This is a genomic window from Burkholderia crassaminum (assembly GCF_964265005.1).
In the GTDB taxonomy this organism is placed as follows: domain Bacteria; phylum Pseudomonadota; class Gammaproteobacteria; order Burkholderiales; family Burkholderiaceae; genus Burkholderia.
The window spans coordinates 2,235,216-2,258,664 of record NZ_OZ183799.1 but is presented as its reverse complement, the minus strand read 5'-3'; the positions used below and the strand labels follow the sequence as shown (position 1 = coordinate 2,258,664).

The following is a 23,449-nucleotide window of genomic DNA, read 5'->3' as shown; positions in this document are numbered from 1 at the left end:
CGGTCGGTCGATACGCGCGGGTTGCGGGCTCAGGACGAGCAGCTCACTTCGAGCGACCCGGCCCAGTCGGGCGGCAACGCCGCGTACGCTTCATGCTCGGGTTGTTCGTCGAACGGGCGGCGCAGGATCTGCGCGAGCCGCTCGACTTCCGAAAAATCCTTTTCCTTCGCGCGCCGGATCGCGACTTCGGCCAGATGGTTGCGCAATACGTATTTCGGGTTCGCGCGATTCATCGCGGCCGCGCGTGCCGCGTCGTCGCGCGTTTCCTCGGACAGCCGCGCGCGGTAGAGGTTCGCCCACGCATCGAATGCGTCGCGGTCGATGAACAGGTCGCGCACGGGCGCGTCGCGGCTCGCGTCGTGCTTCGAGATCTGCGCGAGGCGGCGGAACGTCAGCGTGAAATCCGCGTGGCTCGCGTGCATCGTCTCGAGCAGCTTGTTGGCGAGGTCGGCATCGTTCTCGCGTTCGAGCTCGAGGCCGAGCTTCGCGCGCATCGCGCGTTCGAGCGCGGGGCCGAAACGTTCCGGGAACTTCGCGAGCACGGCCTGCGCATCGTCCACCGCACGCTCGGCGCGCGCATCGTCGTCGGCGATGCCGTGCTGCAGCCCGATCAGCGGCAGCAGCGCCTGGGCGAGGCAGTAGCAGTTCCAGTGCGCGATGCGCGGCTGCATCCGGTACGCATAGCGGCCGCTGTTGTCCGAGTGGTTGCAGATGTGATTCGCGTCGAACGCATCGACGAAGCCGAACGGGCCGTAGTCGATCGTCACGCCGAGGATCGACATGTTGTCGGTGTTCATCACGCCGTGGCAGAAGCCGACGGCCTGCCACTGCGCGACGAGGTCGGCCGTGCGCAGCGTCGCGGCTTCGAGCAGCGCGAGGTACGGATCGTCGGCGCGGCGGCAATCCGGATAGAAGCGGTCAATTACGTGATCGGCGAGCTGGCGCAGCAGGTCGAGGCGATCGTTCGAGAAGAAGTGCTCGAAGTGGCCGAAGCGCACGAAGCTTTCCGACACGCGCGTGACGACGGCCGACGTCTCGATCTCCTCGCGCACCACCGGCTGGTCGGAACCGATCACCGTCAGTGCGCGCGTGGTCGGGATGCCGAGGTGATGCATCGCTTCCGAGCACAGGAATTCGCGGATCGACGAGCGCAGCACCGCGCGGCCGTCTCCCATTCGCGAATACGGCGTGCGGCCGCTGCCTTTCAGCTGCAACTCGTAGCGGCGGCCGTCCGAGCCGGTGCGCTCGCCGATCGTCAGCGCGCGGCCGTCGCCGAGCTGGCCCGCCCACACGCCGAACTGGTGGCCGGAATACACCGATGCGTACGGCATCGCGTTCGCGGGCCAGTCGCGCGTCGGGTTGCCGGCGAACAGCTCGGCGAAGCCGGGCTGCGCGGCGATCGACGGCGGCAGGTCGAGCAGTTGCGCGACTTCGCCGGAAAAGCCGACGACGTACGGCGCGGCCAGCGGCGCGGCCGGCAGCCGCGTATGAAACGCGTCGCCGAGCGTGACGAACGCGCCAACGGCGGGCGCGCCGAGCGTGGCGGCGAGGTCGGGGAGGGTGTCAGCCGTATCGGCTGCGCTTCGGGAAAACGACATGTTGAGCGCCTCTGGGTAAGCCGATATTGTAAGGCGGCGCCGCGCCGCCCGCATGGTGGCCCGCGCGCTATGCGCCACGCCCGTCCGGGGCCGCTGACGGGCGCGCCGCAGAGGCTGGTCGCCGATTCGCATCCTCACGGAGAACAAGACGATGGGTAAGCCGTTGCTGGGCCAGATGATGGACATGCCATTGCTGGTGTCCTCGCTGATTTCTCATGCCGCGCGGCACGCCGGCGACACGGAGATCGTGTCGAGGCGCGTGGAAGGCGATCTGCATCGCTACACGTACCGCGACTGCGAACGCCGCGCGAAGCAGCTGGCGCAGGCGCTCGCGCGGCTCGGCGTCGAAACCGGCGATCGCGTCGGCACGCTGGCGTGGAACGGCTACCGGCATCTGGAGGCGTACTACGGCATCGGCGGGATGGGCGCCGTATGCCACACGATCAACCCGCGCCTGTTCCCCGAGCAGATCGCGTACATCGTCAATCACGCGGAAGACCGCTACGTCTTCTTCGACATCAATTTCGCGCCGCTCGTCGACGCCATCGCGCCGCAGTGCCCGAACGTGAAGGGCTGGGTCGCGATGACCGATGCCGCGCACCTGCCGTCGGGCACGACGCCGTACCTCTGCTACGAAACGCTCGTCGAAGCGGAGGACGGCCGCTACGACTGGCCGCGCCTCGACGAGCAGCAGGCGTCGGGTCTCTGCTACACGTCGGGCACGACCGGCAACCCGAAGGGCGTGCTCTATTCGCACCGCTCGACCGTGCTGCACGCGTACGGCGCTGCGCTGCCCGACGCGATGAATCTCTCCGCGATGGACGCCGTGCTGCCCGTCGTGCCGATGTTCCACGTCAATGCGTGGGGGCTGCCGTATGCCGTGCCGCTCACGGGCGGCAAGCTCGTGCTGCCCGGCAAGGATCTCGACGGGAAATCGCTGTACGAGCTGATGGAAGCCGAGCGCGTGACGTTCTCCGCGGGCGTGCCGACCGTGTGGCTCGGCCTGCTGAACTACATGCGCGAGGCCGGCGTGCGCTTCTCGACGCTGAACCGCACGGTGATCGGCGGTTCCGCGTGCCCGCCCGCGATGCTGCGCACCTTCGAGGACGAATACGGCGTGCGCGTGATCCATGCGTGGGGGATGACCGAACTGTCGCCGCTCGGCACGCTCGCGAAGCTCAACTGGGCGCAGTCGCAGCGGCCGCTCGACGCGCAGCGCAAGCTGCTCGAGAAGCAGGGGCGCGTGATCTGCGGCGTCGACATGCGCATCGTCGGCGAGGACGGCCACGAGCTGCCGTGGGACGGCGTCGCGTTCGGCGAACTGCAGGTGCGCGGCCCGTGGGTGATCGACCACTACTTTCGCGGCGATACGTCGCCGCTGTCGGACGGCTGGTTCCCGACCGGCGACGTCGCGACGATCGACCCCGACGGCTTCCTGCAGATCACCGACCGCAGCAAGGACGTGATCAAGTCGGGCGGCGAGTGGATCAGTTCGATCGACATCGAGAACGTCGCGATCGCGCACCCGGGCGTGGCCGAGGCCGCCTGCATCGCCTGCGCGCATCCGAAATGGACCGAGCGCCCGCTGCTCGTCGTGGTGCGGCGCGAAGGGGCGAACCTGAATCGCGACGCGCTGCTCGCGTTCTACGAAGGCAAGGTCGCGAAATGGTGGATTCCCGACGACGTCGTGTTCGTCGATTCGCTGCCGCACACCGCGACCGGCAAGCTGCAGAAGCTGAAGCTGCGCGAGACGTTCCGCGATTACGTGTTGCCGACGGCGGTCGGCGAGCCGTAACGTCGGCGCCCGAGCCGGAAGCGGCTCGCAAAGCGGTCGCCCGATCCGTCCCCGGATCGGGAACAAAATTCAAATTGAACGATCGTGCTTTTTCGTTGTATGCTGCCTCAGTTCATCCGGACATGCGGCTGTTCGACCGCGCACAATGAAGCGCAGCCACCCCGGCGCGCGATGCATGGAGGCAGGCAGATGGCAGTGGATTACTCGACTCGCGACGGCGTGGCCGTCCTTACGCTCAACAATCCGCCCGTCAACGGGCTCGGCCTGTCGACCCGTCAGGGCGTCATGGACGCGCTCGATCGCGCCGCGCAGGACCCGTCGGTCACGGCCATCGTGCTGACCGGCGCGGGACGCGCATTCTCGGGCGGCGCCGACATCACCGAATTCAATACGCCGAAGGCGCTGCAGGAGCCGACGCTGCACACCGTGATCCGCGCGGTGGAGGCGAGCGCGAAGCCCGTCGTCGCGGCGCTGCACAGCGTCGTGATGGGCGGCGGCCTCGAGCTCGCGCTCGGCGCGCACTACCGTATCGCGGCACCCGGTGCGCAGGTCGCGCTGCCCGAAGTGAAGCTCGGCCTGCTGCCGGGCGCCGGCGGCACGCAGCGCCTGCCGCGCGCGGTGGGGCTCGAAACCGCGTTGAACATGATCGTGTCGGGCGCGCCCGTGCCGTCGGAGCAACTCGCGAAGAGCGGGCTGTTCGACGAGATGGCAGACGGCGACCTGCTCGACGCGGCTGTCGCGTTCGCGCGCAAGGTGGGGGCGCAGAAGGGGCCGTATCCGCGCGTGCGCGATCGCAAGATCGTCCACGCGAACGCCGCGGGCTTCATCCAGTTCGCGCGCAATTCCGCGCAGGCCGCCGCGCCGAATTTCCCCGCGCCGCACAAGTGCATCGACGCGATCGAGGCCGGCGTGCTGCACGGCTTCGACAAGGGCAGCATTGCCGAGCGCGAGGGTTTCGTCGCGCTGATGATGACGCCGGAAAGTCGCGCGCTGCGGCACGCGTTCTTCGGTGAGCGTGCGGCGAGCAAGATTCCCGACGTGCCGGCCGATACGCCGCTGCGCGAGATTCGCCGCGTCGGCGTGATCGGCGCGGGCACGATGGGCGGCGGGATCGCGATGAACTTCATCAACGCGGGCCTCCCCGTCACGCTGCTCGAGACGAAGCAGGACGCGCTCGAGCGCGGCATCGCGACAATCCGCAAGAACTACGACGCGCAGGTGAAGAAGGGCAAGCTCACGCAAGAGAAGCTCGACGCGCGCATGGCGCTGATCGCGCCGACGCTGTCCTATGACGACCTGAAGGATGCCGACCTGATCGTCGAAGCCGTGTTCGAGGAACTCGGCGTGAAGGAGCAGGTGTTCAGGAAGCTCGACGAAGTCGCGAAGCCGGGTGCGATCCTCGCGTCGAACACGTCGACGCTCGACGTCGACAAGATCGCGGCGTTCACGAAGCGCCCGCAGGACGTCGTCGGCATGCACTTCTTCAGCCCGGCGAACGTGATGAAGCTGCTCGAGGTCGTGCGCGGCGCGCAGACCGCGAAGGACGTGCTCGCCACCGTGATGGCGGTGGCGAAGAAGATCCGCAAGACGGCGGTCGTGTCGGGCGTGTGTGACGGCTTCATCGGCAACCGGATGATCGAGCAGTACATCCGCCAGGCGCTGTTCATGCTCGAGGAAGGCGCGCTGCCCGCGCAGGTCGATCGCGCGATCGAGAAGTTCGGTTTCGCGATGGGGCCGTTCCGGATGAGCGACCTCGCCGGCAACGACATCGGCTGGGCGATCCGCAAGCGCCGTTATGTCGAGAAACCCGATCTGCAGTACTCGAAGATCGCCGACCGCCTGTGCGAACAGGGGCGCTTCGGCCAGAAGACGGGCGCCGGCTGGTACGACTACGTGCCGGGCGAGCGCAAGGCAAAGCCGTCGTCGCTCGTCGACGAGATGGTCGTCGCGTATTCGAAGGAGCGCGGCGTCGAGCGGCGCAAGATCGGCGACGACGAGATCGTCGAGCGGCTCGTGTTCGCGCTCGTCAACGAAGGCGCGAAGATCCTCGAGGAGAAAATCGCGTCGAAGGCGTCCGACATCGACATGGTCTACCTGACAGGCTATGGCTTCCCGCTGTGGCGCGGCGGCCCGATGCTGTACGCGGACGTGGTCGGCCTCTACAACGTCGAGCGTGCGATTCGCCGCTACGCGGCCGCGCCGAACGGCGACGCATGGCAGCTCGCGCCGTCGATCGCGGAACTCGCGAAGGCCGGCCGCGGGTTCAACGGCTGACGCGCCGGATCGCGGCGCGACGAACACCCGGAGAAACGCAATGAAACGCACCGACGACGTCCTGCTCGTGATCGACGTGCAATACGACTTCATGCCGGGCGGCGCGCTCGCGGTGCCCGACGGCGACGCAGTCGTGCCGGTGATCAACGCGCTGGCGCAACGCTTCGACCAGGTCGTGCTGACGCAGGACTGGCACCCGCGCGAGCACGTGTCGTTCGCGGCGAACCATCCGGGCCGCGAACCGTTCTCCACGCTCGCGCTGCCGTACGGCGAGCAGGTGCTGTGGCCCGTGCACTGCGTGCAGGACACCGAGGGCGCGGCGCTGCATCGCGACCTCGACATCCCGCATGCGCGGCTCGTCATCCGCAAGGGCGGCGACGCGCAGGTCGACAGCTATTCCGCATTCGTCGAAGCCGACCGCACGATGCGCACGGGGCTCGCGGGTTATCTGCGCGAGCTCGGCGCGAAGCGCGTGTGGTGCTGCGGGCTCGCGACCGACTATTGCGTTGCGTGGTCGGCACTCGATGCGCGTGCGGCCGGTTTCGAAGCCGCGGTGATCAACGATGCGTGCCGCGCGATCGACCTGAACGGGTCGCTCGCCCACGCATGGCAGCAGATGCAGGCAGCGGGCGTCGCCCATGTGACGTCCGCGGGCGCGCGCCCGGCGGCGTAGCGCATTCCCCCATCCGATTCAGGACATGAAGCAGGACCGAAGGAGACTCGCATGACCGAAGCCGTAATCGTATCGACCGCCCGCACGCCGCTGGCGAAATCCTGGCGCGGTGCTTTCAACATGACGCACGGCGCGACGCTCGGCGGCCACGTGGTCGCGGCCGCGCTCGAACGCGCGAAGCTCGACCCCGCGCGCGTCGAGGACGTGATCATGGGTTGCGCGAACCCCGAAGGCGCGACCGGCGCGAACATCGCGCGGCAGATCGCGTTGCGCGCAGGGTTGCCCGTGAGCGTGCCGGGGATGACGGTGAACCGTTTCTGCTCGTCGGGGCTGCAGACCATCGCGCTGGCCGCGCAGCGGATCATCGCGGGCGAAGGCGAGGTGTATGTCGCAGGCGGCGTCGAATCGATCTCGTGCGTGCAGAACGAGATGAACCACCACATGATCCAGGAAGGCTGGCTCGTCCAGCACAAGCCCGAAATCTACTGGAACATGCTCCAGACGGCCGAGAACGTCGCGAAGCGCTACGGAATCTCGAAGGAGCGGCAGGACGAATACGGCGTGCGGTCGCAGCTGCGTGCCGCGGCCGCGCAGGAAGCCGGTCTTTTCCGCGACGAGATCGTGCCGATCACCGTGCTCGCGGGCATCGCCGACAAGGCGACGGGCCGCCTGTTCACGAAGGAAGTGACGGTATCGGCCGACGAAGGCATCCGCCCCGACACGACGCTCGAAGGCGTGTCGAAGATCCGGTCGGCCGTGCCGGGCGGCGTGATCACTGCCGGCAACGCGAGCCAGTTCTCGGACGGCGCGTCGGCCTGCGTCGTGATGAGCGCCGACGCCGCGCAGCGCGAAGGGCTGCAGCCGCTCGGCGTATTCCGCGGTTTCGCGGTGGCCGGCTGCGAGCCGGACGAGATGGGCATCGGCCCCGTGTTCGCGGTGCCCAAGCTGCTGAAGCAGGCAGGGCTGAAGGTCGACGATATCGGCCTGTGGGAACTGAACGAAGCGTTCGCGGTGCAGGTGCTGTATTGCCGCGACACGCTCGGGATTCCTGAAGATCGCCTGAACGTGAACGGCGGCGCGATCGCGGTCGGCCATCCGTACGGCGTGTCGGGCGCACGCCTGACGGGCCATGCGCTGATCGAAGGCAAGCGGCGCGGCGTGAAGTACGTGGTCGTCACGATGTGCATCGGCGGCGGGCAGGGCGCGGCCGGCCTGTTCGAAATCCTCTGATCTTTGGCAGGCAGCGGCCGCGGTTTCGCTTCGGCGAGGCAGGCGGCCGCGATGTGAATCGGTGCGACTGAGCCGCCATTCGAAACAATCGGGAAGCAAAAGGCGTGCGCCGGGCAATGCCGTTTCCCCTTACTTGTCAAACGAATTGCCCCACCTATACTTGCTCTGACATTTGCCTTTCGGCACGATGGGCCGGATCGTGTGTCGCGCGATCCGTGCCGCGAAGGTTCGAACCAACGCAGCAGACCGACCGGGGACCGAATGAGTACGACCTATGCAGCAGGGGAACCGCCGCGCGTCGTCAGCGCGGCCGCGAGGCTCTACGCGAAATGCCTGCTGGTCGGATTCGCGTTGCTGCCCGCCTATCTGATCGCCTATCTGTGGTTCTTCAGCGACCCGCACGTCGTGTACGAGAGCCACGTGTTCCATGAAATCGCGATCGCGGCCGCGACCCTCGAGGGCGCGTTCGTCACCTACGTGACGTGGGTGTGCTACCGGTCGTCCGGCGAACCGCTGCTGCGCTGGCTGACACTTGGCTTTCTCGGTTTCGCGATGATCTATGCGCTGCACGGTGCCTTCACCGGGATGGCGCATCACAATATCTGGCTGTTCCTGCTGTACGGGCCCGCGTCGCGGCTCGTGATGTCGATCCTGCTGCTCACGGGCCTGCTGTCCTATTCCCGTCCGCCGGACCGCCTCGACAAGCGCACGAGCGTGCGCACATGGCTGCCGTGGATCGTGTTCTTCGTGATCGTCAACGTCGTGGTGGCGTACATCGCGTATTCGCCGGTCGCGGGCGCGCTGGGCACGCGGCTGTCGATGGAAGGTGGCGCGCTCGTGTTCTCGCTGCTGAACGTCGCCGTGCTGCTCGCGCGGCGGATCCGCTCGCCGCTGATGGTGATCTACGGCGTGTCGATCATGGCGTTCGCGCTGTCGTCGCTCGCGTTCATTCTCGGCAAGCCGTGGAATCACATGTGGTGGCTCGCGCACGCGATTTTCGCGGGCGGCTTCTTCCTGCTCAGCTACGGTGTCGTGCAGGCGCTGCAGACGACGCGCTCCTTCTCGGCGATCTACAGCCAGGAAGACCTGATGAGCCGGCTGTCGGAGTCGATGGCGCGCACCGAGAGCGCGCTGCAGGAGCTGCGGCGCACGAACCAGAAGCTCGAATACATGGCCGCGACCGATCCGATGACGGGTGCGTCGAACCGGCGGCAGTTCATCGCGCAGGTCGAGCGCGAGATGGTGCGGGCCGAGCGCGACGGCACGCCGTTCTGCCTGCTCGCACTCGATCTCGACAATTTCAAGAACATCAACGATGCGTACGGGCACCAGATCGGCGACGAGGTGCTGCGCGGCGTCGTGCGCCAGTGCCTCGACGCGATCCGGCCGGCCGGCGGGCTCGCGCGGGTCGGCGGCGAGGAGTTCATGGCGCTGTTGCCGGACATGCCGCTCGAAGGCGCGCGGATGACGGCCGAGCGCGTGCGCTCGTCGATCGCGAGCTCGCCGTTCGGGCTCGATTTCAAGCGCGTGCAGGTGACGGTCAGTGTCGGTGTCGCGCAATACGGGGTCGATGGAAGTACGGTCGATGCGTTGCTGAGGGTGGTCGACGAGCGGCTGTACCAGGCGAAGCGGGAAGGGCGGAACCGGGTGGTGTCGCGGTGAAGGGATGCTCGGCGTCCTGATGGACAGTGCGTGTTCGACCGATCGAATGCCGTGATTGCCGTGCTGCGTACAGTGGTTGCAACGCCTGAAGCCGATAGTCGGCCAAAATCTTTCACATGCATTTCGATAAATTGGCATCGAATCGGATCTCGGGATGCGCTTGCATATCGACAAGTAAATTTTCCCGTCTCTTGTTAATGTCAGGCAATATCCATTTCGCGACTGGAAATAATTTCCGAATTGGGCGTGGGTGAACCGCCTCGAAGTACTTAAGACTTTGAAATATTAATGAAATGCCGCCGCTATAATGCCCGATCCGAATTAATCCATTAAAATCCGTGCGCGCCGCTCTGGCGCTAAACGGAATGGAGTAAAAATAAAATGGGGGCGGCGGACATTGTCGATCAGCTTCGATCCGGATTTCTTCAGAACGAGCGGCTGGTCAGGATAGATACGCCATTGGGCGACAACGCATTGCTGGTGCAGCGTGTCGTCGGGCAAAGCAGGGTAGGACGCGACTACGGCTTCGTTGTGGATGTGGCGTCCCTGAACGAATCGATTGAGCTGAAAAACCTGATCGCCCAGCCGGTGACGCTCTGGCTGCAGCAATCCGACAAGTCCTACAGGCCGATGCACGGTTATGTGCATACCGCGCGGCGACTCGGTTCTGACGGTGGGGTGACAAGCTACCAGTTGGAGTTTGCGTCTTGGTTGCACTTCCTGCGGTTTCGCAAGGACGCGCGCATCTGGCAGGACACGACGGTTGATGACATCATCAGCCAGGTGTTCAACCAGCATCCGCAGGCAACGGGCGCTTTTCGTTTCGCGTTGAGTAAACCTGCGCATCCCCGATCGTTTTGTGTGCAGTACGAGGACGACTGGAATTTCGTCTGCCGCCTGATGGAAGCCGAAGGCTGGTTCGGTTTCTTCGAGCAATCCGACGACGGAAAGGCGCACACGTTGGTCGTGACCGACGATCTCTACACGTTTCAGTCGCTGCCCCTCGCCACGGTCGAGTTTTATCGCGCAGGCGCGAATAGCGAAACGAATGCGCTGGTCCAGTGGGCCGCGACGAGAATGCTGCAGAGCGCATCGATTGCGACCAGTACCTTCGACTACAAATCTCCGCGGGAACGCAAGGTCACCGACATTCCTGCGATGCCCAACCAGGGCGAACTGCCTTCGCAGACCGAGGTGTACGAATACACGGGCGCGTACTCGTACCAGAAGCAGGATCGCGGGGATGCGCTGTCGAAAATCCGGATGGAGGAGTTTGAGTCGCGCGCCAAGCGTTTTCATGGCGTCGGCGGGTTGCGCAGCGTCGATGCTGGGCGCTGGTTCGAATTGACCGATCATCCGGACCACCATGCGGACAGCCGGGAGAACCGGCAGTTTGCGGTGCTGGCGGTGGAATGGGCGATTGAAAACAACTTGCCGGTATCGGCTGGCACGGTGGAATTTCCGCACAGCCTGCAAGCCAGGATGGCTGTGATGCGCGGGCGTTTCGGCGTGGCTCCGTCGGAATCGCGAATCGATGCTGGCGGTGCCAGCACCGGCTTTTTCGTGACGACGATCGAGGCACAACGCCGCACGATGCCTTTCCGCAGCCCTTTCGATCATGCCAAACCGGTCATGCCCACACAGACGGCTACTGTCGTGGGGCCGTCCGGCGAAGAGATATATACCGACAAGTTCAATCGCGTGAAGGTGCGCATGCACTGGGATCGCCTGAACAGCGGCGACGAGAACGCGTCCTGCTGGGTGCGGGTTTCCTATCCGAATGCCGGCGAAAACTGGGGCGGCGTATTTGTTCCCCGCGTCGGTCAGGAAGTCGTGATTACGTATGTGGACGGCGATCCGGATCGGCCGCTGGTGACCGGCCGGGTTTACAACAGTGCCTGTGCGCCGCAGTGGCACACGGAGGGCAAGCTTTCCGGCTTCAAATCGAAGGAGTACAAGGGCTCGGGATATAACCAGCTCGTGCTCGACGACTCGTCCGGTCAAAATCGCGTTCACCTGTACAGCTCGCAAACATCGGCACAACTGAATCTCGGGTATCTGGTCGAGCAACGCGACAATGATCGCGGCTCGTATCGCGGAACAGGGTTCGAACTGGCGACCGATACGTACGGTGCGATCCGTAGCGGCAAAGGGCTGTATATCAGCACGTTCGGGCGGCCGGGCGCGAGCGCAGAGCAACTCGACGTCACCGAGGCGCGCGGGCAACTGTCGGCTGGCGGGCAACTGCTCGCCGCGACGTCGGATGCGGCCAAGCAGCACGGTGCCGCCAGCATGGATGCCGTCGATTCTCTGAAGACCTTTACCGCGGCCACGCAAACGGCGCGAAGCGGTGCATCGCCTGACGGACTGGGTCCTTTGGCGGCCGGCGGCGCCGGTTCGGCAAACGAATTCAGCGATCCCGTGCTGCTGCTCGCGTCACCCAAGGGTGTCGGCGTGACCACGCCGACGAGCGTTCATGTCCACGCGGGCGAGAACACCACGATGTCTGCCGGCAAGGACGTCAACATTGCCGTCGGCAAGGGATTCGTGATGAACGCCGTCGAGCGTGTGAGCCTGCTCGCGTACAAATTTGGGATGAAGCTGATCGCAGCGCGCGGCAAGCTCGAGATCCAGGCGCAGCAAGACGGCATGGACCTGATTGCGGCCAAGGGCATCCAGGTGACGTCGACGAGCGATTCAATCAGGATCAGTGCGCAGAAGGACATTCTGCTGACGGCTGGCGGCGCGTATATCCGGTTGAGTGGCGGCAATATCGAAATCCACGCGCCGGGGGCGGTAGACATCAAGGGCGACCAGCATTCGTTTTCCGGTCCGACGCGCTACGACGGTAAGGCGCCGCCGCTGCCCAAAAGCATCGTCAACGATGAGCAGTTCGTGCTCAAGGACGAGGCGAGCGGCAAGATCATGCCATTCGCGCCGTATCGAATCGAGGGAGACAGCGGCGAAGTGCTTGCGCGTGGCATCACGGATGCGGAAGGGAAAACCGTGCGTGTCTTTACGGGCACCCGAGCGCATGGACTGAAGATGTTCCACGAAGGCGACGATGCGCCGGATACGACGACGACTTGATAACCAGAAATGACACAACAGACATTGGCCGGAACCGGCGCATCGAATCCCCAGGAAGGCAGCCACGCACCCGCACAAGGCAAACAGGGGCCGCTTTATTTCTTTCGGCCCTTTACACCCGAGTTGCTCGTGTGCCCGGCGGAGTCGGTCGAGACGCTTGCCCAGGAAATTGCGTTGATGAATCGTGTGTCGGAGGATCTCATCGTCGCGCGGCAGGAACTCGGGCTGGCGCATGCGAACTGGCTCGCCCAGCAGGACAATACAGCGTTGCAACCCCACCTCGAAGCGGCGCTGAAGACCGCAGCAAAGAAAGAGGAGGCGGCTACCGCAAAAGCGCATGAGGCGCTTGCGGAAACACCCGCGTTCAACAAGGACGGTGTGTGGGAGTTGATGCCGCTGATCAAGCGAGGTGCCGGCGGCGAGCGATTCAGTGCGCAGCAGTTTGTTTATGTGCGGTCCAACAAGATCATCCCGGTTTTCAAGCGGATCAAGCTCGATACGGACAAGCCGCAGATGAAGTCGTTTCTGGTCAAGGATCCGGCGACCGGCAAGCGGAAGATTGACCACGAAAAGGTGAACGACGCACTCAAGGAGGCGCTTCACAAATACACGTTGCACGAGTGGAAAACGCCGCCTTGGGGGAAGGAATGGGCACCGGAATTTGCGGAGTCGTTCAACAAGTGGGCACAGTACAAGACGACCGAGCATGAAGGGGAGATGGCCGAATTCTCCGCGGGTACGCAGATCCTACGATTTTTTGCCGGGGCTGGTATGAGCGCGAAGGCGGAGAACTCCTTTAAGACATTCGATGACGCGTTGCATTTGCGCGGCGAAATCGCGGTGTCCGGAAAGGCAAAGGGAGAGGTCGGCGGCAATCTCGCGTCCGGCAAACTGGAGGCGATATTTTATCTGCCGTCGAAGCAGGGCATGAAGCTGTGGATTCCCACGCCGACGGAGCAAAAAGGCGGCGGTTTCACCTGGGACAGCAAGCCCGAGGCGGAGCTGGGTTTCTTCCGCCTTTATGTCAAGTGTGGTGCGGAAGCGTCGTGCGGCGGCAGTTTGCTTGCCGAAGTCGGCCTCGAATTCAAGCTGGGGCGCGGCAACGTCCAGCAGTTCAAGGGTTCGCCCGCCAAGCCGAACGTTCCGGCATTGCTGCAACCGAGAATGGACGTGACCAAGTTCGACGCGAAGGCCGATGGCGGGGGCGATCTCAAGGCATTTGTCGGTGTCGAGGCGGAGGGATCGGTCGAAGGCGCGTTCGACTGGCGTCGCCCGGGTGCGAAGAAGGACGACTGGAAGAAATTCGCGTCGGTGAAGCCGGGCGCAAGTGCACAGGGCGGTGCTGGCGTGCAGGCGGCTTTCCACATCACGTACGACGAGGGCAAGTTCCGTGTGCTCGCGAAGCTGGGTGCCTGCCTGGGCCTCGGCCTGAAGGGGGAGGTAGAAGCGGTTGTCGATGTCGTCGAAATCGCCGAATTTGCGTGGTGGGCGAAGACGCAGGTGGCCTATGCAGGCGACAAGAACATCAAGTACTTTGAAACCCAGGCGTTCAAGACCTTCGTGGCGATGTATACGCTCGTGCTGGCGAAGGGGAAAAAGCTCGAAGACATGGCGAAGTATCTCGGACGCACGCTTGGCGATCTCACTTCCGAACTCACGAGCTATATCGCATCGTCGCCGAGACAATTCATCGAGGCCATCAGAAACGCGAACGACACGTTGCTGAACGGGCTGGCCGAGGTGAAAGGCTATATCGTTTATGCGCTGCAGCGGATCGGCGACAATCTGGACGATCTTCGTCGCGACGCAGCCGATGCGATCGAACGCGTTCTCCTGTCGGCACAGATCTCGAATGAACTGTCGAACGTCTACCAGAACGTGTCGCCCAACATCTGCGAACGCGGCGATGCGCAACTTGCCCGAAATGCGATCGGCAGTTTGATCGGGATGGGGCTGGTCGCGACGATCGAGGGCGGCAAGCGAAAGGAGCCGGCGCCGGGCTACCGGTTCGAGTTCAGCAATACGCACGAATACGCGATGCAGGTCGGAACGAATGTTGCGTGGCTCGATTCCGTGCCGACGGCCGGGAGCGGTACCATGGCGGCCTGACGTCGCATGGCTGAGCAAGTACGGGAATGGTGAGGTCGAGATTGATGAGTGATGTGCGGAAGATGATGCAAAAAAAAACGAACCGGCTGCTGATCGGCGGCGCGTTGTTGTTGTCGTCAGCTGCGATGGCCGCGAACGACGCGAATGCGCCGCCGGACAAAGCGCGCTTGATTCGGGAGATCACGACACCGTCTCCGCAGAAGGATGTGTGGGAGCACATCAGCGTGGCCGTCCAATGGACCTTTGGAAAGGTGCACGACGACACGATCAGGATTCTCCAGGATTACTTCCGTTCGTTGCCGGCGCCGACCGAGTCGGAACTGGCTGATTTCCGCAGCGCAATCAACAAGGAGTGGATTGTCGTCAAGGGCGGCACATTCCTGATGGGCGATTTCGGTCCGGAGAAATCCGTGGAGAAGGTGCCGTATTCGGCCAACCAGGGCGCTGCACCGGCGCACGACGTGACGCTCGACGGCTATTCGATTCTCAAGCATCGGGTGACGTATTCGGCGTATGACCTCTATACGCGCGCCAATCATTTGCCGCCGATCATGACCGACACGGGCTTCAATTTTCAGTTCCGTTTCCCCGATTTTCCCGCCGGCGGGGTGACATGGCAGCAGGCCCGCAATTTCTGCACGTGGCTGGGCAAGGAACTGAACGAGCCGGTGGATCTGCCGACCGAAGCGCAGTGGGAGTACGCGGCGCGCTCGCGCGGCGAGCTCTGGGTCATTCCTAGCAAGGCGGTACCGGTCGTCGATGGCAAATACGGCCTGACGGACCTGGACGACACCATCGCCCGAATGGGGCAGGGCAAGAGTTCGATGCCGGAGGTCAGTCGTCCCGTCGGCACCTATGGCGACAACGACATCGGCATGTCGGACGTATTCGGCTACGGGCGCGAGTGGACGTACGACTGGTTCGACAAAAATTACTACAACCACAGCCCGAAAGCGGATCCACGCGGGCCGGCAACCGGCACATTGCGCAGCGTGCGCAACGGCACGGACAGCCGTGTAAGGCTCGTGATCGATCGCCGGGGCGAGCAACCCGACAAGAAGGACGTCGAACTCGGCTTTCGTTGCGTGCTGAACCAGGCCGCGCCGACGGGGCAGTAATGCCGGGCCGCAAGGACATTCGCGTGGATGAAAAGACGCACGCTTCACCGCACAAGCGTATCAACGTGTTCCTGCTGGTCGGGCTGGCGCTGTTGGCATGCGCGGCCGTCTGGGCCTATGCGTCGATCACGGCTACCCACCGGATGACAGCCGCAGAAGCCGTCGTCGTCGGCTTTTCGCACGATGGCTACGACACCGGTCACTATCGGACGGTCTACCAGTTCGTGACGGCAAGCGGCGAGGTCGTCAAGGTGACGGGGCAGCTTGCATCGACGTCACCAGGCGCGGACCCGGGCGACAAGGCCCGGCTCTATTACGATCCTGCGCATCCGGCAGACGGCGTCATTTTCGCCGGGTTGTTCGAACGATGGTTCGGCGTGGGGATCCTGACCATCCTCGGCGTCGTGTTCGCAGGCATCGGTAGGGTGTTCCAGTCGGGTGGTCCGTCGTCGCCAGAGCATGCGCAGTATGCCGGGCCGATAGCCACGCCTGAATCCGGGAGCGAATCCGAGCCGCAGTCCGAAGAGATGAACCCGCTGGCCGGCCTCGCGCTCGTCGTCGGGCTGCCGCTGTTGCTCGGCGGCAGTGCGCTGGGCGGCGCGGGCGCACTTTACTGGCACGCGCAACAGCAGATTCGGGATTACGTTCCTGCGACGGGGCAGGTCGTCGAGATGGCCGAACGCAAACGCAGTGGACGGGAGGCCGGCAGCCAGTATTCGGCGATCGTCACGTTCAAGACGGAAACCGGCCGGACCGTGACCTTCGCGCAAGGTTCGTCGTCGACCGGCAACACGCTGAACAGCGGAGATTCTGTCCGCGTGCTCTACGATCCCCGCAATCCCGACCGCGCGGTCGTGCGCAGTTTCGGCGAGCAGTGGGGCGCGATCCTGATCCTGTGCGCGATCGGATTGCCGTTTGTCGCGGTCGGCGCGGGCTTCGGCGGGCGCATTGCGCTGGATGCGTTGCGCAATCTGCGGGCGAAGCGCAACGACCACTGAGCGACGAAGCCGGGTTGCGCCCCGGTACGCAGCACCGATCCGGTATGCAGATGTCGCGTACCGGGGCCCCGGACGGAGAGCGCACGGGGTGCGTGCTTCATCGGTGCAGCGCTTGCCGCTTCAGTCAGCGTGACGCCAACGCTGCCGCATCCTTCGACTGAGTGTCCTGCATCCGCGGTGACGCCTGCCACCAGTACTTGCCCGCGCGCTGCTGCGGATCGCGGGTCGCGAGATACGTCGTACTCCAGAGCTGCGCCGCGTTCGCCTCGGTGGCGTCCGCGCTGCGCGTGCCGAATGCATCGGTCTGGTACTTGCCGTTCACGTAGGACCACGTCCACATCTCCGACGTCCGCATGTCGCGTCCGTTCGAGATCACCTGCCAGATCGTTTGCCGCGCCTGCGTGAGCAGTGTGCGTGTCGCGGCCGACAGGTCCTGGCGCGCGAGCTGGCGATCCAGCCCGGCCACCCACATCGCCTGCTGCCACGACCAGATCACCGTGCCGTGATACGCGGAGCTCGTGAATTTCGGCCATAGCGCCTGGTTCGCATATGCCGGGTTCGCGATCAGCATGCCGGCATCGGTCACGAGCCCGGTCGGGAACGGCCGCGTGACGTCGGTGACGATCCGCTGGAGCTGGTCGTCCGGTGGCGTGCCGAACAGCAACGCGAAGCCGCCGTCCGAATTCATCACCGGAATCGGATTGCCCTGCTGATCGAGCGACAGCGCGTAGAAGGCCAGCGGTGCGCTTGGCGCGGCACCGGCCGGCACGCCGGCGGCCGGCGCATAGGCCGACACGTCGGTGGTCGCCTGCGCGGCCGGCACGCTGACCTGGAACAGTGGCGGCGCCTGCGTTTCCCACGTGGTCGCTTCGTTTGCCGTGTTGGCGAGCGTCGCGCGCTGCCCGGCATCGAGGTACGGATCGAGCAGGCCATGCGCGAGGAACGCGTTCGCCGCGCGTAGCGCGGCCGGCACGAGCACCGCGTTCACATCGTACGGGTAGACCCCGCCGCCGAGCCCGTCGGTGCTGTCGCGCCAGTTGCCGACGATCTCGCCGGGCCGCAGGTGGATCAGGTTCGCGACCGACGGCTGCTGCGCGAACGGCTGCGCGGTCGTCGCGACGTGCAGCAGGTTGACGACCAGGCGGCTGCCGTTGGTCTGCCCGTCGCTGCCGCGCTGCGCGAGATACGCAGCCGCACGCGCCTGGCCGCGCGTATCGTCGATCAGCCACGCTGCCGCGATCGGCGCGAGCAGGTAGTCACTGTCGATCATCTTGTAGTCGTAGGTCGGCGTCGGATCGTTCGGTTTCCCGTTCTTCTGGTTGTCGACCAGCGCGAATTCGCCGATGCCTTCCTCGTGCGCGACCTTGCCGTCGACCGACAGGCGGCTCAGCACCGACGACAGGCCGGCCTCGATTGCCGCGGGTTCGAGCACGGGCATCAGCATGCGGACCGAGATCAGCGTGTCGCGGCCGAAGTAGGTGTCGTACTGCCACGAGCCGGCCAGCAGCTTGTCGTTGAAGCTCAGGAATTCGAGCACGTTCTGGCTCACCGGATCGGGGTTCACTGACGGCGCGAGCAGGTCGGCACGCGTGATCGGCGACAACGGCGTCTCGCCCGACAGCGCATCGACATGCAGCCGCAGCGTGTGCGAGCCCGCCGGTGCACTCAGGACGAGCTTGCCGCCCGCTGCCGGAGCGATGCTGCCGCCGTCGCGCAGCGTGATGCGCAGCGAATAGCCGGGCGCGCCGTCGATCCGGTCGCGTTGCCATTGCGCGGCGCTGCCCTGGACCGTCGGCGCGGTGAGGATCTGCTGCGGAATCGTTGCACCGCCGTTGAAGTCGCGCAGGAAGCGCACGTTGCTGAGCACGCCCTGGCGGATCGTCAGCGTGCTGGTGTCCACCGACACGTCGGCGCCGATGCCGTACAGCGGGCGACCGTGCGTGTCGGGTGCCGACAGCGCGGACGGCGGCGTGTCGAGGCTCCAGTTCACCGGCTGGGCGGTGTCGTCGAACCACAGCCCCGTGCCGCTGTTGCCGGCGGGGAAGACCACGAGCAGGCGCGGCTTCGTCGACGAGCGCACCAGCAGGTGCGCGGCGACCTTGTCCTGCCGATAGAACGCGTTGATCTGGCCGCCGGTGTCCATGCGGAACGACAGCGCGGCGTTGTTCGACGACGGGCTGCTCGATTTGACATCGTCGTCGTTGCAGGCTGTGAGCAGGCCGGCACAGATGAATCCGAGACACAGCGACTTCGCAAGGCGATGCATGTTGATGTCCCTCCTGATGACTGGCGATTTTTATCGGAATGGTTGAATGAACGGATCTGATGTCCGTTTCGTTCCGTGCTGCGGGCATTCGGGTGAATGCCTGGCGTAAATCGGGCAGTGTTGCTTCTGTAGCAATCGAATTGAACGGAAAATAAGGGGATTGCTGATAAATGACGAAAACCGAAATGACAGAGGGCGTCGCCCGTGGTGAGGCACGGGGAAAGTCAATGCGGACGGCCTTCGCGCGGGCGAACGGTGGCTCGTGTACGGCGGGAGAAAATGAAACGTAAGCCGTCGTAGGGGATTTTAAATTTACGGGAAAGTCGAAGTCAATAATCTTTTATAGGTTTTATGATATTCGATTTAAATGAAGTGGCAATTATTGCCTGTTGAATCGGTAAAGTGTGCGATTTAATGGAAGTCGGCAATGGAATTCGGGTGTTCGGCGACGAAATGATTGCAATGACGTCTCATTCCGGAAATTGATGCCGGACAGGAAATGAATCGTCGCGTTTGTGCCGGTTGTTGTCGGGCAAGCCGTGTTCCTGTGATTTAACCGAAGCCGAGCGCCGCGCCGGGCTGGAAGTGCGATCCGGATTACTGGCTCCGTGGTCGACGTTTGCGCGATCGGTGCTGCTTCGGGCCTAAGCCGCGCGATTGTTTCATCGGAGCCGTCAGTTACGCGTGTTGCGCGGAAATACGGTGCGACGACAGCGGTCAAGACTGGCAAGCTGATCCTGCTGCCGCGCGGCGGCGGCAACAGCGCAAGCGGCAAGCCGGTGCCTGCGGTGACGTTCATGTACGTCCCGCTGATCGCCTACGACATCGGTTTTCCAGACCGCGCGCGCTTCGCGGCCGTTCGCTCGAAGGCCACGACCGTAAGTCAGCGAAGAAGACCGATCTCACGATCCCGAATCCGGACGCACAGTCAGGTGCGTCCACAGTGCATATCGGACGCCACGCGTTCGCCAGTCCGGAAGCCGCGAAAGAGGGTGCAAAGTCGCAATTGGAGACGCTCAATCGGCATATGTCGTCGAGCCGCCTCACGATGTGCGGCCAAGCCGATCTGTCGATCGAAAAGACGATCGCGCTGAAGGGGGCAGGATCGGTGTAGAGGATGAGTATCCGATCGAGCCGGTCGAACCACGCTCGTGTCGCGTGGATGGATCACGGTCGTTACGTTCACCAGAGGGGCGAACGGGAAGGTGACGGTCGGACACCGGAAGAAGCAGGACAACAGGATGGATCACATCGTTCCGAGGCCGGATTGGCACTCAGTAAATGATTTGTGTCCTCTCCGCTAGAAACTTCTCTAGGGAACCGTTCTGAGCATCATCGACGGCGCGTTCAAGGTTTTTTCTCATATGCTCCGGCCCTTACTCGATTTTTCGCGACACATTCGCTAGCTGGTTCGTAGCGAATCCTCGATAAGGGCCGGTGCGACATGATTTATAAATGGCTAATTACCAACCGCGACGAACGCAAAGCTTCTGTTTTGAAGGCTGCCTGAATTATTGCCGGTGTTGACTTGACAGGAATTCTTGTTGACGAACGGGAAGGCTACGCCGTCGGAATTGGCCTGTCCTGTTTCGTTGAAGTTGTTTTGCGACCCGACAATTCCAGGGAGTGCCGAGAATCCGGGGCTGAAAGAGATCGAATATTTTCCGGAGCTGACGTTCTCGACGGTGAAATCCCCGCTGCCGTTGAGAATGGAGCCGTTTTTGTCGATGGTGCCCCAAACGATACGAGCCATTATTTCCTCCGGTGTGGTCAATGTAGGTAACGTGCCATATTGGGATGGCTTGGGCCAAGGCGATCAATGCATTGGGAGTGCGAAAGAATTGCATTTGGATCGTATTGGAGTTTCGATGGTAGGTCTTGATTGTATGAAAGTAAACCGCTGGTTAAGGGAGATTTAATTGCGTGAATGTATTAATTTGGTTTTCTTTTTTGGGGATTGTTTTGTATTTTGATTGATCAATAAATTGAAGGTAATGTGACTTCTGTTAAATATTCCGGATTCGTCCGGGGTGGCTCGGGCGATTTGTTTATGGGGGCGGATGTAAGACCACGAAAAGACCATTCTGGAGCTGATCATCATGGGGGGCTGACCGGTGTCGCGAAGGAACTGGCGCGCAGGGGGCAACTGACGATTTCGCTCGTCGCCGGCCGGGCAACGCTCGGATCGTCGACGTCGACGGTGACCGGGATTGTGCTGCGTCAGATTCCGGATCTGCAGCCGATTGCGCTACTCGGTCTTGGGAGCGTGATCGACTCGACGAAAATTGCTACTGCGTCGGTGAGTGAGTCCGAGGATCGTCCAACGGGCCATCAGGCACGCATCGTTATCTGTGACGTAAGCGGAAAGAATCCTGTCGCCAGAGCCTGGGACCTGACAGCCGGACCTCAAAGATACGATCCATTGGCGTCGGTAAGTTTGGTAGGCTTGTCGCCTGCCTTCGCTTGTCGGATCTTGACGTCGGCAAGTGGCACGGTGAAAGGGTGGGTATCGTCTTTGGCGGATTGAAATGATGCCCGCTTCAATACCTGCTTTTTTCTCGGTTGGACATGACATCCGACGAACTTAAGCGAACGGTGGCAGGGCACGGGATGCCCGGCTGGCAAGGATTCTAGGAAAATAGCGGCACCAAGACGAACCGGAGCGAACGAAGTGATCAGACATATTGTGATGTGGAAGTTGAAAGAATCGGCCGAAGGCGCGACGCGCGCGCAGAACGCGCTGAAGCTGAAGGAAAAGCTCGAAGGCTGCCGCGACCTCGTGCCGGGCACCCTGCAAATCGACGTCGGCGTGGCAACGCCCGGCCTCGACGCGACCGCCGACATCGTGCTCGTGTCCGATTTCGCGGACAAGGCCGCGCTCGATGCCTACCAGGTGCACCCGGTTCACCAGGAAGTGAAGAAATTCGTCGTCGCGGTGGCTGAATCGCGCGAATGCGTCGACTACATCGTCGACAGCGCACGATGAGCGACGCGGCAACTCCGACGGACGGCCCGTCGATCGAAAGCCCGTTCGTCGACCTGCTCGGCGTGCAGCTCGTGTCCGCGAAGGACGGTGCGAGCGAGCTCGTGCTGCCGCTCGAAGAGCGGCACATGAACACGTGGAGCATCGCGCACGGCGGCGTGACGATGACGCTCGCGGACATCGCACTCGCGATGGCCGCGCGCAGCCTGACCGACGACGGCGTCGGCGTGGTGACGGTCGAGATGAAGGTGAACTTCATGCAGCCGGGGCGCGGCGAGTTGCGCGCTTACGGGCGCGTGATGCATCGCTCGACGACGATGGCCTACTGCGAAGGCGAAGTGCGCGACAGCGACGGCAATTTCGTCGCGAAGGCGCTCGGCACGTTCAAGTACATGCGGCGGCTCGCGGTGGGCCGCGACATCAAGCGGCAACGCTCGCGCACGGCGCCGGACGCCCAGCCCGGCCCGAGCGACGCGTAAGCGCCGGAACGCACGGCCCTGCCTCGTTATTGGCAGGGCCGTTTTGTTTTGCGGGGCGCTTGTGTACGCCACGCCGAACGCGTTCACGGCAGGCCGAAGGGGGCCGGGATTTCGACGCGCGAAGCGCGCCACGCCTGCGCGACGAGGGCATGGCATCATGTGACGCTTGTCCGTTCACGGCGCCGCACCGGCGCCGTCCTAGCCGATGCCGCTGAATCCGAAGATCGCCCAGGTGCTCGACATGATCGAGCGCGCGAAACGTCCGTCCTACCACCACCAGACGCCGCAGCAGGCGCGCGCCGCGTACGAGAAGAGCGCGCCGATCCTCGACGTCGCACCGGCGCCGATGCATTCGGTCGAGGAATGTGTCGTCCCGACGCGCGATGGCCGCACGATCGGCGCGCGGCTGTACCTGCCGGTCGCGCCGAGCCTCGCGGAGCCGCTGCCCGCGCTCGTGTATTACCACGGTGGCGGTTTCACGGTCGGCAGCGTCGAGACGCACGACGCGCTGTGCCGGATGTTCGCGCACGATGCGCAGTGCGCGGTGCTGTCGGTCGGCTACCGGCTCGCGCCGGAACACCGGTTTCCGACCGCGGTGAACGACGCCGATGACGCGTTGCAATGGCTGCATCGCGAGGCCGCCACGTTCGGCATCGACGCCGCACGGCTGGCCGTCGGCGGCGATAGCGCGGGCGGCACGCTTGCGACCGTCTGCGCGGTGCTCGCACGCGATGCGGGCATTCGCCTGACGCTGCAGATGCTGATATACCCGGGCGTGACCGGCTACCAGGGCACCGAATCGCACGCACGGCTCGCGAACGGCTATTTGCTGACGCAGGACACGATCCAGTGGTTCTTCACGCAATACGTGCGCGATCGGGCGGATCGCGACGACTGGCGTTTCGCACCGCTCGACGGCACGCACGACGCGCCGTCGTTCGCGGGCGTCGCGCCGGCGTGGATCGCGACGGCCGAATACGATCCGCTGAGCGACGAGGGCGCCGCGTATGCGGAGAAGTTGCGTGAGGCGGGCAACGCGGTCACGCTGGTCTGCTATCCGGGGATGATCCACGAATTCTTCAAGATGGGCGGCTACGTGCCCGAGGTGCGGGCCGCGCATGCTGACGCCGTCGCGGCGCTGAAGGCCGCATTCGACGACGTTTGACGGCGTACG

General features: G+C 63.9%; 16 protein-coding genes. 13 read left to right on the top strand and 3 right to left on the bottom strand.

What is annotated here, in order from left to right:
* Positions 1–29: 29 nt before the first annotated feature.
* Positions 30–1,598 carry a protein adenylyltransferase SelO gene (locus tag ACPTTF_RS10390; RefSeq protein WP_423371124.1) on the bottom strand — a complete coding sequence of 523 codons (1,569 nt, stop codon included), beginning with the start codon at positions 1,596–1,598 and terminating at the stop codon, positions 30–32.
* A 151-nt stretch (positions 1,599–1,749) separates the two neighbouring features.
* Here ACPTTF_RS10390 and ACPTTF_RS10385 point away from each other — a divergent pair, with 151 nt between their 5' ends.
* From ACPTTF_RS10385 to ACPTTF_RS10345, 9 genes are all read left to right on the top strand, one after another.
* Entirely contained in the window at positions 1,750–3,393 is a 1,644-nt protein-coding gene (locus ACPTTF_RS10385) for a 3-(methylthio)propionyl-CoA ligase (protein ID WP_166965871.1), read from the top strand.
* Positions 3,394–3,582: 189 nt separating this feature from the next.
* A complete protein-coding gene (locus ACPTTF_RS10380) occupies positions 3,583–5,667 on the top strand; it encodes a 3-hydroxyacyl-CoA dehydrogenase NAD-binding domain-containing protein (RefSeq protein WP_423371123.1) in 2,085 nt (694 codons plus the stop codon).
* A gap of 40 nt (positions 5,668–5,707) precedes the next feature.
* The gene (pncA, locus tag ACPTTF_RS10375; protein WP_423371122.1) at positions 5,708–6,340 is read left to right on the top strand and encodes a bifunctional nicotinamidase/pyrazinamidase; all 633 of its coding nucleotides are present in this window, start codon (positions 5,708–5,710) and stop codon (positions 6,338–6,340) included.
* A gap of 51 nt (positions 6,341–6,391) precedes the next feature.
* Positions 6,392–7,570, top strand: coding sequence for an acetyl-CoA C-acyltransferase (locus ACPTTF_RS10370; RefSeq protein ID WP_423371121.1), 1,179 nt, complete (start codon positions 6,392–6,394; stop codon positions 7,568–7,570).
* Positions 7,571–7,831: 261 nt separating this feature from the next.
* Positions 7,832–9,232 carry a GGDEF domain-containing protein gene (locus ACPTTF_RS10365; RefSeq protein ID WP_166965865.1) on the top strand — a complete coding sequence of 467 codons (1,401 nt, stop codon included), beginning with the start codon at positions 7,832–7,834 and terminating at the stop codon, positions 9,230–9,232.
* A gap of 381 nt (positions 9,233–9,613) precedes the next feature.
* Positions 9,614–12,322 carry a type VI secretion system Vgr family protein gene (locus ACPTTF_RS10360; protein WP_423371120.1) on the top strand — a complete coding sequence of 903 codons (2,709 nt, stop codon included), beginning with the start codon at positions 9,614–9,616 and terminating at the stop codon, positions 12,320–12,322.
* A gap of 9 nt (positions 12,323–12,331) precedes the next feature.
* Entirely contained in the window at positions 12,332–14,431 is a 2,100-nt protein-coding gene (locus ACPTTF_RS10355) for a hypothetical protein (RefSeq protein WP_423371119.1), read from the top strand.
* Between the two features lie 44 nt (positions 14,432–14,475).
* Positions 14,476–15,549, top strand: coding sequence for a formylglycine-generating enzyme family protein (locus ACPTTF_RS10350; RefSeq protein WP_423371118.1), 1,074 nt, complete (start codon positions 14,476–14,478; stop codon positions 15,547–15,549).
* Between the two features lie 23 nt (positions 15,550–15,572).
* Positions 15,573–16,547 (top strand): DUF3592 domain-containing protein, encoded by a 975-nt coding sequence (locus ACPTTF_RS10345; RefSeq protein WP_423371117.1) that lies wholly within the window; start codon positions 15,573–15,575, stop codon positions 16,545–16,547.
* Between the two features lie 124 nt (positions 16,548–16,671).
* Here the strand turns inward: ACPTTF_RS10345 and ACPTTF_RS10340 are convergent, their stop codons facing one another.
* Positions 16,672–18,813 (bottom strand): hypothetical protein, encoded by a 2,142-nt coding sequence (locus ACPTTF_RS10340; RefSeq protein WP_423371116.1) that lies wholly within the window; start codon positions 18,811–18,813, stop codon positions 16,672–16,674.
* Between the two features lie 1,459 nt (positions 18,814–20,272).
* Positions 20,273–20,566, bottom strand: coding sequence for a hypothetical protein (locus ACPTTF_RS10335; protein WP_166965861.1), 294 nt, complete (start codon positions 20,564–20,566; stop codon positions 20,273–20,275).
* Positions 20,567–20,863: 297 nt separating this feature from the next.
* Between ACPTTF_RS10335 and ACPTTF_RS10330 the strand changes: the two genes are divergently transcribed.
* From ACPTTF_RS10330 to ACPTTF_RS10315, 4 genes are all read left to right on the top strand, one after another.
* A complete protein-coding gene (locus ACPTTF_RS10330) occupies positions 20,864–21,340 on the top strand; it encodes a hypothetical protein (protein WP_423371872.1) in 477 nt (158 codons plus the stop codon).
* A 144-nt stretch (positions 21,341–21,484) separates the two neighbouring features.
* Positions 21,485–21,799, top strand: a complete 315-nt coding sequence (locus ACPTTF_RS10325; RefSeq protein ID WP_027787175.1) for a Dabb family protein — start codon at positions 21,485–21,487, stop codon at positions 21,797–21,799.
* Entirely contained in the window at positions 21,796–22,275 is a 480-nt protein-coding gene (locus ACPTTF_RS10320; protein WP_011352338.1) for a PaaI family thioesterase, read from the top strand. Before ACPTTF_RS10325 ends, ACPTTF_RS10320 begins: the two co-directional genes overlap by 4 nt.
* Positions 22,276–22,480: 205 nt before the next feature.
* Positions 22,481–23,440: an alpha/beta hydrolase gene (locus ACPTTF_RS10315; RefSeq protein ID WP_423371115.1), complete on the top strand. Its 960-nt coding sequence runs from the start codon at positions 22,481–22,483 to the stop codon at positions 23,438–23,440.
* Positions 23,441–23,449 lie beyond the last annotated feature (9 nt).

What these genes read in the sequence shown, in the direction of transcription:
- ACPTTF_RS10355 (WP_423371119.1), top strand. Translation starts at nt 12,332, where the DNA reads ATGACACAACAGACATTGGCCGGAACCGGCGCATCGAATCCCCAGGAA.
- pncA (WP_423371122.1), top strand. Translation starts at nt 5,708, where the DNA reads ATGAAACGCACCGACGACGTCCTGCTCGTGATCGACGTGCAATACGAC.
- ACPTTF_RS10340 (WP_423371116.1), bottom strand. Translation starts at nt 18,813, where the DNA reads ATGCATCGCCTTGCGAAGTCGCTGTGTCTCGGATTCATCTGTGCCGGC.
- ACPTTF_RS10380 (WP_423371123.1), top strand. Translation starts at nt 3,583, where the DNA reads ATGGCAGTGGATTACTCGACTCGCGACGGCGTGGCCGTCCTTACGCTC.
- ACPTTF_RS10320 (WP_011352338.1), top strand. Translation starts at nt 21,796, where the DNA reads ATGAGCGACGCGGCAACTCCGACGGACGGCCCGTCGATCGAAAGCCCG.
- ACPTTF_RS10370 (WP_423371121.1), top strand. Translation starts at nt 6,392, where the DNA reads ATGACCGAAGCCGTAATCGTATCGACCGCCCGCACGCCGCTGGCGAAA.
- ACPTTF_RS10315 (WP_423371115.1), top strand. Translation starts at nt 22,481, where the DNA reads ATGCCGCTGAATCCGAAGATCGCCCAGGTGCTCGACATGATCGAGCGC.
- ACPTTF_RS10360 (WP_423371120.1), top strand. Translation starts at nt 9,614, where the DNA reads ATGGGGGCGGCGGACATTGTCGATCAGCTTCGATCCGGATTTCTTCAG.
- ACPTTF_RS10365 (WP_166965865.1), top strand. Translation starts at nt 7,832, where the DNA reads ATGAGTACGACCTATGCAGCAGGGGAACCGCCGCGCGTCGTCAGCGCG.
- ACPTTF_RS10385 (WP_166965871.1), top strand. Translation starts at nt 1,750, where the DNA reads ATGGGTAAGCCGTTGCTGGGCCAGATGATGGACATGCCATTGCTGGTG.
- ACPTTF_RS10335 (WP_166965861.1), bottom strand. Translation starts at nt 20,566, where the DNA reads ATGGCTCGTATCGTTTGGGGCACCATCGACAAAAACGGCTCCATTCTC.
- ACPTTF_RS10330 (WP_423371872.1), top strand. Translation starts at nt 20,864, where the DNA reads ATGGGGGCGGATGTAAGACCACGAAAAGACCATTCTGGAGCTGATCAT.
- ACPTTF_RS10350 (WP_423371118.1), top strand. Translation starts at nt 14,476, where the DNA reads ATGAGTGATGTGCGGAAGATGATGCAAAAAAAAACGAACCGGCTGCTG.
- ACPTTF_RS10390 (WP_423371124.1), bottom strand. Translation starts at nt 1,598, where the DNA reads ATGTCGTTTTCCCGAAGCGCAGCCGATACGGCTGACACCCTCCCCGAC.